This is a genomic window from Pseudomonas sp. NPDC090592 (assembly GCF_044769185.1).
Lineage (GTDB): Bacteria > Pseudomonadota > Gammaproteobacteria > Pseudomonadales > Pseudomonadaceae > Aquipseudomonas.
In genome coordinates, this window is record NZ_JBIVXJ010000006.1 from 128,511 (window position 1) to 141,464 (window position 12,954).

At 59.8% G+C, this 12,954-nt stretch carries 10 protein-coding genes; 3 read left to right on the top strand and 7 right to left on the bottom strand.

Going from position 1 to position 12,954, the window contains the following annotated elements; translation table 11 throughout:
• Positions 1-48: 48 nt before the first annotated feature.
• From tssJ to tssB, 7 genes are read right to left on the bottom strand one after another with little or no spacing between them, the layout of a single operon-like run.
• On the bottom strand, positions 49-843 hold the full coding sequence (gene tssJ / locus ACIQUI_RS07185) for a type VI secretion system lipoprotein TssJ (RefSeq protein WP_403196478.1): 795 nt from the start codon (positions 841-843) through the stop codon (positions 49-51).
• Positions 840-1,397 (bottom strand): FHA domain-containing protein, encoded by a 558-nt coding sequence (locus tag ACIQUI_RS07190; RefSeq protein ID WP_403196481.1) that lies wholly within the window; start codon positions 1,395-1,397, stop codon positions 840-842. The genes tssJ and ACIQUI_RS07190 overlap by 4 nt, the downstream gene beginning before the upstream one ends.
• On the bottom strand, positions 1,394-2,410 hold the full coding sequence (tssG, locus tag ACIQUI_RS07195) for a type VI secretion system baseplate subunit TssG (protein WP_403196484.1): 1,017 nt from the start codon (positions 2,408-2,410) through the stop codon (positions 1,394-1,396). Before tssG ends, ACIQUI_RS07190 begins: the two co-directional genes overlap by 4 nt.
• Entirely contained in the window at positions 2,374-4,140 is a 1,767-nt protein-coding gene (tssF, locus tag ACIQUI_RS07200; RefSeq protein WP_403196486.1) for a type VI secretion system baseplate subunit TssF, read from the bottom strand. Before tssF ends, tssG begins: the two co-directional genes overlap by 37 nt.
• Positions 4,141-4,143: 3 nt before the next feature.
• Positions 4,144-4,554: a type VI secretion system baseplate subunit TssE gene (tssE, locus tag ACIQUI_RS07205; protein WP_403196489.1), complete on the bottom strand. Its 411-nt coding sequence runs from the start codon at positions 4,552-4,554 to the stop codon at positions 4,144-4,146.
• On the bottom strand, positions 4,551-6,041 hold the full coding sequence (tssC, locus tag ACIQUI_RS07210; RefSeq protein WP_403196491.1) for a type VI secretion system contractile sheath large subunit: 1,491 nt from the start codon (positions 6,039-6,041) through the stop codon (positions 4,551-4,553). Before tssC ends, tssE begins: the two co-directional genes overlap by 4 nt.
• A gap of 16 nt (positions 6,042-6,057) precedes the next feature.
• Positions 6,058-6,561: a type VI secretion system contractile sheath small subunit gene (gene tssB / locus ACIQUI_RS07215; protein ID WP_403196492.1), complete on the bottom strand. Its 504-nt coding sequence runs from the start codon at positions 6,559-6,561 to the stop codon at positions 6,058-6,060.
• Positions 6,562-6,930: 369 nt separating this feature from the next.
• Here tssB and vasI point away from each other — a divergent pair, with 369 nt between their 5' ends.
• The 3 genes from vasI to tssM are packed head-to-tail and all read left to right on the top strand — an operon-like array spanning position 6,931 to position 12,568.
• Positions 6,931-7,512 (top strand): type VI secretion system-associated protein VasI, encoded by a 582-nt coding sequence (vasI, locus tag ACIQUI_RS07220; protein ID WP_403196495.1) that lies wholly within the window; start codon positions 6,931-6,933, stop codon positions 7,510-7,512.
• The gene (gene tssA, locus ACIQUI_RS07225) at positions 7,500-8,951 is read left to right on the top strand and encodes a type VI secretion system protein TssA (protein WP_403196498.1); all 1,452 of its coding nucleotides are present in this window, start codon (positions 7,500-7,502) and stop codon (positions 8,949-8,951) included. The genes vasI and tssA overlap by 13 nt, the downstream gene beginning before the upstream one ends.
• A gap of 8 nt (positions 8,952-8,959) precedes the next feature.
• Complete coding sequence (gene tssM / locus ACIQUI_RS07230) at positions 8,960-12,568, top strand: type VI secretion system membrane subunit TssM (RefSeq protein ID WP_403196501.1); 3,609 nt, start codon at positions 8,960-8,962, stop codon at positions 12,566-12,568.
• The last annotated feature ends 386 nt before the right edge of the window (positions 12,569-12,954 follow it).

Below are 12,954 nucleotides of genomic sequence, written 5' to 3' on the forward strand. Positions count from 1 at the left end.
GCTCCGTGTCAGCGTGAGTAAGGGAGAAGGGCAGGGCGGCAGGCGTCATCAGTCCTCCTCCTTGAGCAGGACCTGCGTGTCGTTTAGCAATATCGACAAGATGATGTGTCGGCCACGCGGTGGAATGCGCAGCACCTGGCTCCAGGTGGCGTTTTCCTGATTGCGGTAATCGGCGATCACCGCAACGAACCGGGTATCGGGCTCGATGGCGGCGAAGGGAATGAACTTGAACTGCCCGGGGCGCAGCAGGTAGTCGTCATCGCGGATGTAGGTACTGCGCAGCGCCTTGGCGGGGTCCTTGTCCAGTAGCTCATAGAGGCTGTTGCGCAGCAGCGAGTCGTCGCGCAGTTGCAGGATCTTGATGGCCATTGGCGTGGCCACCGGCTCGGTGGGCGCCGTGGTGGTGCTCGGTAAAGTCAGCACCACATTCGCGTCTTCGTAGCGGCCGGGCGTGCTTTCCTCGAAGGGAGAACGCGCCGGCTCGTCGGCCTCTTCCAGTGGCATCTCGACGGGGGAGATGGCCGGGAATTGCTCCAGCAGAAACTCGAACAGCGTTCCAACCTTCTCGGTCAGGGCGTAGGGGTCGCCCGCGCTCAAACTGACCGCGTAGGGGCTGGGTTCCAGGCTGCTTTCTTGCTCGAACGCCGCATCCACACTGCTGGGGTTGCTGTTGAGGGTGGGGCTGGCGTTGATGCTGAAGGCAACTTCGGTGGGATGATCCTTGGTCGGGCCGACGGGTATCGAGGGGTCCATCACAACTTGGCCCATTTTGCTCAGGGCGGTGCAGCCCGAGAGCCCGATCAGCGTTGCCAGAAGGCCGGCCACGAGTGAATGGCGCGTCATGGGCGTTCTCCTGTAATCAGGCGGTCCAGTGGGTTCGTTGGCTTTGGCTCGTCCAGTGCGTCCAGCGCTGCCAAGGGATCGTTGCCGATACCCGGATCGAAGACCGAGCAAATCTCAGCGACTTCTGGGGCAGCTTCGGGCCTGGATAGCCAACGCTGCGTAGGTGCGTCCAGGATGAATTGATCGAGTACCCGCGGGTCGGAATTGAATAATGCCTCCAGCGAACGGGCATCCTCTTGTGACAGCTGGACCAACAGTCGATAAGCGCCAACACGAAGCTGATCACCCTCAAGCAGACGCCTGGCTGATAGCGTGCCCAGGCTGCCCTGGTTGTCGTTCAGGTAGGTGCGCCCGCAGCGGTCGATCACGCAGAAGCTGCCTTCGATCCAGCAAATCTCGAAATGGATCGGCGCCACGCTCTGCTCACGATCATTGATGAGCCACACGGCTCCCGCGCTGCCGACGGTGCCACCAGCGCGAGCGAATTCGTGCCGGGCCGTGACGTTGTGCTGCACCTGGTCGAGATTGATGATGCTCAAGGTCAATGTGCTCATGAGCGCCCCCGGAACCGCACGACGGGGCTGATCTGGCCGTGGCGGTCGTCGACGAAGCTGGTCCAGCCCAAATGGGCGCCTTGGCTGGGGTGCAGGCAGAAGGGCGACAGCGCGTGCTGCTTCAGCCGCAATTCCAGGTCGTAGGCCAACCCGTCGCGCAACAGGAAGTCGATCAGGGCGCGCACGCGGTTGAAATGGGTGCCGCTGGGCAGCAAGTCGCGAAGCTGTGCCTGGTCGAGTTCGCTGATCACGATGGTGAATTTGCTGCTGCGAGTCCGCGTGCGGCTGCCGACCATGAAGGAATTGCCCAGCTCACCGTTGTTGCGGCCAAGGCTTACCTGTTGCGGGATTGTCGTAGGTACCGAACGGGTCTCGAACTCGCGAATCTGCACCTGCTTCAAGTCGAAGCAGTGGGCAATGATGCCGGCGACGGTGCCCGGTGCGCGGCTGCGACTGGCGATAACGCCGGCAAAACTGAGCAGCCGGCTCCAGGGCAACGCCGTGTCGCCGCGCAGCTGTTTGTCATTCAACCCGAGCAGGGCAAAGATGTACTGGGAGAACCCATCGCTGGCACCCGGCTGGAAGCGTATGTAGTAGCGGTACTTGCGCCAGATGCGGTGCAGCAGGCTGAGCAGGTAGTGGTTGAAGAAGTCGAAAAAGGCCGGGCGCACGCCGATGCCCTGTGCATGCTCGTAGGCGACCTGATCCAGGTAATACGAGGGCAGAGGCGAGTCGGTGCCGTGCAGGCCCATGAAGGTGGCGCACACGCGATAGCGGTCTTCTGCCTCGGGCATGCGCTCGGCTTTGTACACGTCGGAAACCGGAAAGGTCAGCCGTGGATCACAGGCCAGCCGAACACGGAGCCGGGTGGCTTCGTCTGGCCAACGCGGTTCCAGGTCATCCCCGTGCAAGCCGTGCAGGCGCTCCAGCAACTGGAAGAAGTTGTACTGGTGTGCCTCGGCGAGCACCTTGTCGGCTAGATCAGCGGTTGTTTGCCGGTCTGGATGGGCCATGTGTAGTGCTCGTTATTGGTGATGTTGATCACTTCCAGTTGATGGAAGGAATTGATGCTGGCGTACAGGGCGAAGAAGTGCGCGAGCACACAGCCGAACAGGTACAGGTCGCCCTCGCAGAGGAAGGCGGCCTGATCCAGCTTCAGCCGTGTTCGCAGCCCGCGAATGGGCTGGCCCTTGATCAGCCAATCCAGAGGTTCGGTCTGAATATCGCGGATGCCTTCAAGGCGCTTATGGGTAGTGCGTGTCTGCTGCAGGTCGTGCAGCGCCACGAAGTCATAGGCACGAATGACCGCTTTCAGCGGTTCGGAAGAAAGCAGCGACAGATAGTTGAGCGACATGTTGGAGATCAGCGCCCACTGCAACTGGCCATCCAGCACCGGCCGATAGGGGCGTGTCGGTTGACAGATGTTGGTGTAGGTGGTCAGCGGCGGAGTGACTTCGGACGTTACATTGATGTCGTCGACGCCCAATGCCAGCGGCAGGTCGCGATTGGTGCAGGTCAGGTCGATGGATGCCGTTTCCAGCTCACCGGTGTAGGCATTGGCGTCTGCTCGCACGAAAGCGATGCGGTGGGTGACGCCATCACCGCGCAAGGAATCTTCGAGGGTGTAGCGGTAGTACAAGGCCGTGCGCCCTTGAACATGCTCGATCTCGTGGGCAAACGATTCGAAGGGGCGGAAGGTACGTAGGTGTTCGCCAGTACTGCCGTCTGATGTCGTGCGGGTGCTGATGACCTTATCGACACTGAAGATTTCGTAGGCATGCCGCGCTTTACCTCTGGGCGTGAGGTCAGAAGGGGCGTGCTGGTTGGACAGGTCGATAGGTTCGGCACTGTGGCTGAACAGGTTTACAGCCGGGGTGCAGAACAGGCTGAAGTCCGCCATGCCGATACGCAACGAATCAGGTAACTGGCGGGTAAAATGAAGTTCAATGCCCACCAGCTGAGTCGCTTGATCAGGCCAGACCTTTTGCAGCCCGGTTACGCTGAAGAAGTGGAAGCGCTTTGGAAATACGAAGTATTCCTGCAAGATCCGGTACCCGTCGAAGACGTTCTGCGGGTATGGCAGCAGCCCTTCGTTTGCGCTGAAACCTGGGAAGATGATGCTGCTGGCTGGCAGCCGGCGGACTTCGCCATTGATCGTCACTGCGACATGCTTGAGGTATTGAGCAATCCATAGGTAGAGCGTACGGGCTGTTTCGGTATCACCGCTCAGGTGGAAATCCAGACTGTTGCAGCCGAGGGTGTTCAATGGTCGCTCGACCAATGTTCGCAGCTCGAGGCGTGCCACCGAACTGTCGAGTGTTTGGGTGGCGCTCACCGATTCGATCTCGAACGGATGGATATCCACTGCAGTGCAGGTGCGAAACTCACAAGGCGCGCCGTCCACGGGTTTGGAAAAAAGCTGTGAGCCTTTGGGAATGCTTTGTGATTGGCTGAGCGCTTGCTTGAGTGGAGTGAACTGGATGATGGTGGCGCTCGGCAGTGGCCGCAGGTAGTTGGGCCACAGCAGTTGCAGCATTGGGTGCGTCAGCTCCGGGAGGTCATCCTCCAGCTTGAGACGCAGCTTGGCCGTGAGGAAGGCAAAGGCTTCCATCAGGCGTTCGACATCCGGGTCGCTGCCACCCTTGCCCAGCAGCCGGGCAAGTTGTGGGTTGTCCTTGGCGAAGTCGTTTCCCAGCTCATGCAGGTAACGCAACTCTTCGCTGAATCGGTCCTTGAGTGACATCGGTCACCTCACTCGGGTGTGTCGGCTATGGCCGTTGACCAGCAGCTCCAGTTGCAGCTGCTCCTTGTGGTTGTTGACCTGCACGTGGCAGTCCAGCCTGAAATGCAGCTCCAGCGGGGCGTGGCAATCGGGCATGGCCTTGAGCGAGCGCACGTGCACGCGAGGCTCGAAGCGTTGGATGGTGCGGCGAATGTCTGCGCTCACTTGCTTCAGGAGGTCGCCATTGCTTGTGTCGTGCCCATTGAAGTCTTGAAGGCCCAGCTCAGGGCTGCTCTGTGAGCAACCCTGGCGAGCGTTAAGCAGCGTTTCCAGGTGGCGCTTGATGGCGGCGAACTTGTGGGACGCGTTCTCTTGCCTGGACGGATCGCGGATCACGGTCTGATCCGCAACCAAACGGTCGAAAAATCCGCTCATTGGGTATCGAGCCGGCCGACCAGAGAGATTTCGAAGTTCGCGCCCATGTATTTGAAGTGCGGGCGCACGGCGAGCGAGACCTGGTACCAACCCGGATCACCGGCGACGTCTGAAACCTCGACGGTCGCGGCACGCAGCGGACGGCGGCTACGCACATCGGCGGACGGATTTTCCTGGTCGGCGACGTACTGCTTGATCCACTTGTTGAGTTCGGACTCAAGGTCCTTGCGCTCTTTCCAGCTACCGATCTGCTCGCGCTGCAGCACCTTGATGTAATGGGCCAGGCGGTTGACGATGAACAGGTAAGGCAGCTGCGTGCCGAGCTTGTAGTTGGTTTGGGCCTGCAGACCTTCGGGGGTCTTGGGGAAGTTCTTCGGCTTCTGTACCGAATTGGCCGAGAAGAACGCGGCGTTGTCGCTGTCCTTGCGCATGGTCAGGGCAATGAAGCCTTCTTCGGCCAGCTCGAACTCCTTGCGGTCCGAAATCAGCACCTCGGTAGGGATCTTCGCTTGCAGTTGCCCCAGTGCCTCGTAGAGGTGCACTGGCAGGTCCTCGACGGCACCGCCGGATTGCGGGCCGATGATGTTCGGGCACCAACGGTAGCGGGCAAAGCTGTCGTTGATACAGCTGGCCAGCAGGAAGGCAGAGTTGCCCCACAGGTAGTTGTCGTGCCTCCCGTCGATGTTCTCGGAGTAGTGATAGCTTTGGACGGGGTTTTCTTGCGGGTGATAGGCCGAGCGGAGCATGAAGCGCGGACCGGTCAGCGCAGTGTGGCGAGCGTCTTCACTTTCACGGAAGGCGCGCCACTTGGCATGCCGTGGGCCAGCGAAGATGTCCTTGATTTCTTTCAGGTTTGGCAGCTCTTCGAAGCTGCTCAAATTGAAAAACTCGGGGGAAGGGGCTGCGAGGAAGGGCGCGTGCGACATTGCACCGACAGAGGCCATGTAACTGAGCAGCTTGATATCCGGTGAAGAGGGGCCGAAGTTGTAGTTGCCAACCATGGCCGCCACCGGTTCGCCACCAAATTGACCGTAACCCGCGGTGTAAACGTGTTTGTACATGCCGCTGCAGGTGATATCTGCAGCATTCTCGAAATCATCGAGCAAGTCCGCTTTGCTGACATGCAGGACTTCAAGCTTGATGTTCTCGCGAAAGTCCGTGCGGTCCACCAGAAGTTTGAGGCTGCGCCACGAGGATTCAAGCTGTTGGAACTCAGGCTGATGCAGGATGGCATCCATCTGTTTACTGAGCACCCGGTCCAGCTCTGCAATCATCTGGTCAACGCGGTGCTTGTTGATTAGTTGATCTGGATCATTACTTTTGAGTATTTCCGCAATAAAGGCAGATACACCCTGGCGTGCGACCTGATAGCCCTCTTGGGCGGGGATCAGTTTGGTTTCGGCCATGATCTGGTCGAGCAAAGTGGCATTGCTCAATGTCTCGCCGGACAGTTCAACGGCGAGGGTGGTGCTGGTTGACTTTGGCATGGGACGCTCCGTTGTCTCAGTCTTCTTTTGGCGCCTCAAGCACCAGGTTCAATTCTTCGGCGAGTTGTTTGCGGGCGTGTTCGTCGTTCAGCAAATGCTGCAACTGCTTACGGAACATGGGCACGTTGCCCAGCGGGCCCTTGAGGGCGACCAAGGCTTCGCGCAGCTCCAGCAGCTTGTTCAGCTCAGGCACCTGGCGGGCGATGCGGTCGGGCCCGAAGTCGTTGATCGACCTGAATTGCAGGTTGACCGCCAGCTCCGCGTCGGCTGCCGTGCTGAGCGTGGAAGGCACCGACATGGCCAAGCTGACGTCGGCGTCATTCAACACATTGTTGAAGGTGTGTTTATCGATGCGCATGACCGGCCGGTCCTCCAGCGAACGGGCGTCATCCAGGCCGAAATCGCCCAGCACCAACATCTTGTGCGGCAGCTCTACTTCGGCCTGTTCATCGCCAGTGGCGGGTACATACTTGATGTTGATGCGCTCTTTGGGGGCAACCGATCCTATGGACTTTGACATCTAAAAGTCTCTCCTGGGTTTGTGTGGTAAATTCTGATAGTTGTGTATTGGTTGCAGATTGATTTTGTAGGAAGTTTCCCTGATTCTTGCTTTCGGTATAAACAAAAGTGCGAGCTTGTTGTCGCTCGCGTAAAAACCTTGCGCTTGGAAATGTTCTGCCGTCGAGCATGAAAGTGTAAAAAAATATTTGTTTGTGCCCATTGTTTTTTATGGGCTAGGCTTTTGCCGTTTGCGGATCCTGGAGTGCCTCTGAGCGCGATTCTTGATCTGTTGCCTGATATGGGGCGTATGTACTATTGAGAGGAAATTTACTTGCGATGCTTGGCAAGAAATACATATTGCGGAGGTCTTTTTCTGATACTTGGCAGCATGCCAATACCTGTGTATTCCGATCAGGATTGCCCGCGGATCGTATCTAACATTGAGCGCTTGGCGTGTTTCGATGCATCAGCCGGAACGCCTGCACACCTCGTGACTGTGCACTGGTCAGCACCGGAGCAGGACTCTCCCACGGTGCGTCGTGTGCTGACTCATGAAGCACAGCGAAATCCCGACGACCTGACGTTTCGGCTCACGCGGGAAGACGAGGGGCTAATGATCTCTGCGCCCGCTGTCGCTTCGGGCGCACCGCACCCCTACCTGGTGATCAGCTGTGTGCAGAACATCTCCAGGTTGCAACTGATCACTGCGCAGCCCATCGATGCCGGACGGGTAACGGTCCGGTTGCAGGGTGACCGCGGGGCGACGGTCCCCACTGCCTGGCAGGTGACTGAGAACGGCCAGGTGCTCGACGGCGGCAGAGGCTTGCCGGGCATCGAGCAGATCAAGCAGCTGACAGGAGCTCACCGTATTCAGGTGCAGAGCGACCATCCATCCATTGATGGGCTGGTCTTCGATGCCCAAGGCCTGGACCCGCTCATAGACGAGGCACGCAAAGCATGTCGCTGGTAGCGGAGGTCAACGCGCAGGAAATTGCCAGGCTGCTTGCACCCATCGACGCGCAGGCACCGGCTGGTCTGTTCGATGTTGAGGACGAAACCTACCAGGCCATTGACCAGGAAATGGTCAAGTTGGGCGGGCTGCAAGCGTCTTCCATTGATTGGGCCTACATTGAAGAAGCGTCTCGTCAGTACTTGAGTGAGCAGTGCAAGCATTTGCGCATTGCCGCGCACCTGAGTGTCGCCTGGTTGCGCAGCCGTTGCTGGGAACGCTGGGGTTATACCCTGGCACTGCTGGGCGGCGTGGTCGAACAGTATTGGGAAAGCTCACACCCCAAGCCCGGCCCAAAAGGCTTTCTGGGCAAGCGCAAGCTGGTTGCCCTGATGCTCAACCGCTTGATTGAAGCCCTGCCACGTCTCGATCGCTTTACGTTCACTCCCGCTCACGCGACGGCGGCCCAGGAAGCGTTGCAACGGCTGCAACAGCAGCAAGCTGGTGCGCAGCTGGATGAAGCTCTTCTGGGCGAACTTGAGCGTTTGCTTGGACAACACACGAAGCTTGCCAACGGCGTAGGCGAGCCAGCCACTGCCGATGCCTCTGCGGCGAGCATCAAGCCTGCCCCCCTGGCCGAAGTCATTGCCACGCCAATGCCCCGCGTGTCGTTAGGCAATGAACGTGAGTCACGACGGGCCGTGCTGGCCATGGCCGAGATGATCAATCAGCAAGACCCCTACGACCCGACGGGCTATCAGCTGCGCCGGTTCGGTCTATGGGCCCACATCCAGGCAGCGCCGCCAATCAAGCAAGGCAACCGCACCGAGCTGATGGCGGTGCCGCTGGATATCGCCAGCGATTATGAAGAGGCGATTGCTGGTACCGCGATTGATGCTGCGTTGCTCCAGCGGATCGAAAAAAGCGTGACGGCTTGCCCCTTCTGGGTGCGCGGCAGCTTCCTCGCGGCCACAGCGGCGACGAGGCTGGCAATGGGTGAGGTGGCTGAGGCAATCCGCGCGGCTACAGGGCGGTTCGTTCAACGCCTGCCGGCGCTGCAGCAGTTGTGCTTCAGCGACGGTCGGGCGTTCCTGGACGATCAATGCATGGCCTGGCTCAAGGGCGCAGGTGAGCCATCGCAAGCCGAAACGGCCCAGGAATTTGTGGGCCTACGCGAAGAACTCGTCAGTCAGTTGGAAACCGGTGGGGTAGAGCCGGTTTTGCTCAAGCTACAGGCCATGCAGGCAGACCTTCGCGCTCCGCGTGAGCGCTGCCATACCACCGTCATCGCGGCCGATCTGCTGGCCGCACGCGGTGTGTCCTGGCTGGCCCAGGACCTGTGCGCCAGCGTCGCCCGGACCATGCAGCACACCACCGCCAGTGTTTGGGAGCCGGATGTGTTTCAACGCCTGCAACAGTATGCCTCCCCCCGTACGTTGGCTGATCAGAACAAGGACTAGGACCCTCCATGAATCAACTATGGAAGCTATTGAAACGTTGGGGTTTGCCCCTGGTAACCCGGATCGGCTTGGCCATGCCGCTGCTGCTTGTGGTGGGGACCGTGCTGATGCTGGTCGCCATCTGGTGGCTCGGGCCGCAGTGGACGTGGCGCGAACAGCATCCGCTGGCCAGCGTGGCGCATCGTAGTCTGGCCAGCCTGGCGCTCGTGCTGGTGCCGCTGCTGTGCTGGCTGGTTGTGCTGCGCGGGCGCTATGTTCGCCTGCAGGCAGAGCGCAAGCAGGCGGCGGCCGCTGAACTGGACAGCGTATTGCCGTTGGTTCGGGCACAAGAGAAGGCCTTGGACCAAGGGCTCTCGCGGTTTCTTGACAGTGCAGGAGGACGACGGGCCTTGTACCGATTGCCCTGGTACTTGGTGGTAGGCGACCAGCATGCCGGCAAGTCCAGCTTCATCGACCGCACGGAGCAGAGTTTTTCGCTGACCCGGATAGACAAGGCGCAGGCGCGGGGTAGACAGGCGCAAGCGCTGGCATTCCCGATCGGTTGGTGGGTCAGCAATGATGCGGTGATCATCGATCCGCCAGGGGCCCTCATCAGGCAGGAGCCGGTGGCAGGCTCGCCCACTGACGACGCAGGCGCACCGCAACTACCACCTGAAGCCCCGGCCAGGCTGTGGCAGCACCTGTTGGACTGGCTATTGCGCAACCGCAGCCAGAGAGCCCTCAATGGCGTGTTGCTGGTTGTTGACCTGCCTGCGCTGCTGCATGCCACGCCTGAGCAACGCGTCGCACTGGCGCATGGCTTACGCACCCGTCTGTACGAGGTAAGTAGTCAGTTGGGTTCGCGCCTGCCGCTGTATGTGGTGCTCACCAAGTTTGATCTGCTGGACGGTTTCGACCAGCTCTATGCCGGCCTTTGCGTGGATATGCGGGAAAAAATGCTCGGCTTCACGTTCAATCTGGATGCGATCGGCACGTTCGACGCTTGGCTGGAGGAATATGCCGATCACTACGAACAATTGATCAAGCAGCTGTTTGAGCAGGTAGTAGACCGACTCGATACTTTGAACAGCGCTGCGCAGCGAGCCCGCTTGTTCTCATTGCATGCCCAGTTGATCGGCTTGCGCCCGATACTGCTGGGGTTCTTGAAGGAAGCGCTGGCAAGTGATCGCTACACCACGCCCGCCTTGGTGCGGGGTGTGTACTGGTCCTCGGTCATCCAGCAAGGTGACATGTTCAATGCATTCGTGCGGGAGGCAGCACAGCCTTACAAGACAGAGCTTCCGTTGCTTGAGGGCAAGGCGCAAGGCAAGGCGCTGACGTACTTTATCCAGCACGCGTTCGGGCGCGTCATCTATAAGGAAGCCGGACTAGCCGGGGACAACATCAAGGTCGCGCGCAGCAAGCGCCAGTTGCTATGGGTCGGCTCTGGGGTAGGCATCCTGGCTTTCTGTGTCGCGATCGCCAGCTGGCAGCGCTTTTTCGACATCAATGGCGCCAAGGCAGCCAGCGTGCTCGCTAAAAGCAGGCAATACAGCTATCACGAAGTGGATCAGCGGCTGGATCCGACCGGACGCAACCTGCTGGAGCCGCTGGACCAGATTCGCGATGCGGTCTCGGTGTTTGGCGACTATCGCGCCGCATGGCCGGGTGTTTCCGATTTTGGCCTGTATCAGGGGCGTGCGATTGGCCCGCGTGTCGATGAGGCCTACCTCAGTTTGCTTTCCAGGCGTTTTTTGCCGGCTTTGGCCAGTGGCGTGATCGACGCCATGGATGCGGCCCCCCCTGGCAGTGAACAGCAAATGGCCGCCCTCAGGGTTTACCGCATGCTGGAAGACCGCCAGAACCGCCGCCCAGAATGGGTGGAAGACTGGATGGCTGGTCAATGGCAGCAGAAATTTCCTGGGCAAGGCCAATTGCAACGCGACCTCATGCGCCACCTGAAGTACGCCCTGGCCTATACCGATACCGACCTGCCTCAGTACACCGAGCGTATTGCCGTGGTGCAGGAGGCCTTGCGCAAAGTGCCGTTAGCCGAGCGGGTCTATGCTGGCCTCAAGCGGCAGGCTGGTGAGCAATTGCATACCGGATTGGACCTTCGCCATCAGGTCGGGCCGGCCTTTGACGTGGTTTATCAGCCGTCCATGGGTGCCAGGAAGGACGATGACGTGCGGTTAGCGCCGATGCTCACGGCCAGAGGCTTCAAGGAGTACTTCGAACCACGCAGTCAGAGCTTCGCCGATATGGCGATGATCGATCAATGGGCGCTGGGTGAGCGTAGCCAGCTCGATTATTCGGATGCTGACCGTGAGGCACTGAGCGAACGGCTGCGCAACTTGTACAGCGCCGATTTCATCGACAGTTGGCGCCGTGCCTTGAACGCGTTCTCTGTAGCAGACTTCCGCGACCTGGACCACGGCGTCACGATCCTGCAGCAGTTGACCGGGCCTGCGGCGCCCCTGCATCGATTGCTGGATACGGTAAAGGACAATACCTCGCTTTCATCGACCGAAGTTGTCGACGCGGGAGACGAAGCCAAAGGGGTACTTCCCAAAGGCAGCAAGCCTGAGCAACAACAGGCTTGGGCTATCCAGCGCGCCTTTGCAGGGTTGAGCGCCATGTTGCAGGCCACGGGTGAGAAGCCGAGCTATTACGATGAGACGCTTAGCGCCATCGCGGCCGTGCACGACTATGCCAAGGCAGTACAGGGCAGCCCAGACCGGGGCAAGGCCGCGTTGCAGGCTGTACATCAGCGCTTCTCGATGACAGGGCATGACCCCATCGGCACCTTGCAGCGGGTTTCGTCTGGCTTGCCTGAACCGATCAATCACCAGGTCCGAAAAGTGGCTGATCAAACGGCACAGGTGCTGAATGTGGAAGCCCTGCGCGAGCTGGAGCGGCGCTGGGATGCCGAGGTGTACAGCTTCTTCCAGCAGCGCCTGGCAGGACGCTATCCGTTCGTGACCAGGGCGCCCGACGCGTCCCTGGATGACTTCGAGGCGTTCTTCGGGCCGAAGGGGCGGCTGCAGCAGTTCAATGATCAGCACCTGAAGGTGTTCCTGAAGGACAACCTCGAAGCCCTGCAAGCCGGGCAACAGGGGCAGTCGCTGATCCGCAACGATGTGATCGAACAGCTGGAGCTGGCAGACCGCATTCGCGAAACGTTCTTCGATCAGCGCGGCAACCTGAGTGTGCAATTCAGCATCGAGCCGCTGGGCCTCAGTACCAACCAGCGCACGAGCCTGCTGGACCTTGATGGTCAGCTGATTTCCTACACGCATGGCCCGCGCCAGATCACCGGTATCGTCTGGCCCAATACCTTGGGGCAACACGTGCGCAGCAACCTGACCCTGCTCAGGCAGAACGGCAATAGCAGCAGCTTGGAGTACCGAGGTCCCTGGTCGATGTTCCGGCTGCTCAGCCGCGGTTCGCTCAATGGGCGGACGGCGACCAGCGTGGACCTGAGTTTCAGGACGGGTGATGGTGTGATGCGTTACCGGCTGAGCGCCGAGAAGGCCTTTAACCCTATCACGCAAGAACCTTTCAAAGGCTTCAAGTTACCGCGAGGGTTGTTGCAGCAGTCGCCCAAGCTGACGCCAACCACGCAGGCCGGCCTATAAGCGATTCAAGGAGTCGCTCATGCAAACCTGAGATGCTACCTGACACAGAGCGATTCCTTGCAGAGGAGCGGGGGTGGTGGTGGTGTATTCGCTGTATTGGAATGACGCCACGAGTGGCTGGATGCTGCCAGTTAAGACTACCGGGGCTGCTGCGCAGCCCATCGCAGGCAAGCCAGCTCCCACACTGATTGCGTTCAACTCAAGCCATGCGCCGTACCTGTGGGAGATTCTATGGTTTCTGGCAATGGCATCAGGGTTGCCAGGTGCTCGCCACGGCATCTTCAGCGCCTGTGAGACCGAGCGCCGCCCCCGCGGCGCATCGCGAGCAGGCGCTGCATACCTTGTGGCCAACGCCTGTCAGCCCTGATGCGATCCCTGTGTGTGAG

Excerpts from the sequence above, each read along its gene's own strand:
- tssJ (WP_403196478.1), bottom strand. The coding sequence starts at position 843 with ATGACGCGCCATTCACTCGTGGCCGGCCTTCTGGCAACGCTGATCGGG.
- ACIQUI_RS07190 (WP_403196481.1), bottom strand. The coding sequence starts at position 1,397 with ATGAGCACATTGACCTTGAGCATCATCAATCTCGACCAGGTGCAGCAC.
- tssG (WP_403196484.1), bottom strand. The coding sequence starts at position 2,410 with ATGGCCCATCCAGACCGGCAAACAACCGCTGATCTAGCCGACAAGGTG.
- tssF (WP_403196486.1), bottom strand. The coding sequence starts at position 4,140 with ATGTCACTCAAGGACCGATTCAGCGAAGAGTTGCGTTACCTGCATGAG.
- tssE (WP_403196489.1), bottom strand. The coding sequence starts at position 4,554 with ATGAGCGGATTTTTCGACCGTTTGGTTGCGGATCAGACCGTGATCCGC.
- tssC (WP_403196491.1), bottom strand. The coding sequence starts at position 6,041 with ATGCCAAAGTCAACCAGCACCACCCTCGCCGTTGAACTGTCCGGCGAG.
- tssB (WP_403196492.1), bottom strand. The coding sequence starts at position 6,561 with ATGTCAAAGTCCATAGGATCGGTTGCCCCCAAAGAGCGCATCAACATC.
- vasI (WP_403196495.1), top strand. The coding sequence starts at position 6,931 with ATGCCAATACCTGTGTATTCCGATCAGGATTGCCCGCGGATCGTATCT.
- tssA (WP_403196498.1), top strand. The coding sequence starts at position 7,500 with ATGTCGCTGGTAGCGGAGGTCAACGCGCAGGAAATTGCCAGGCTGCTT.
- tssM (WP_403196501.1), top strand. The coding sequence starts at position 8,960 with ATGAATCAACTATGGAAGCTATTGAAACGTTGGGGTTTGCCCCTGGTA.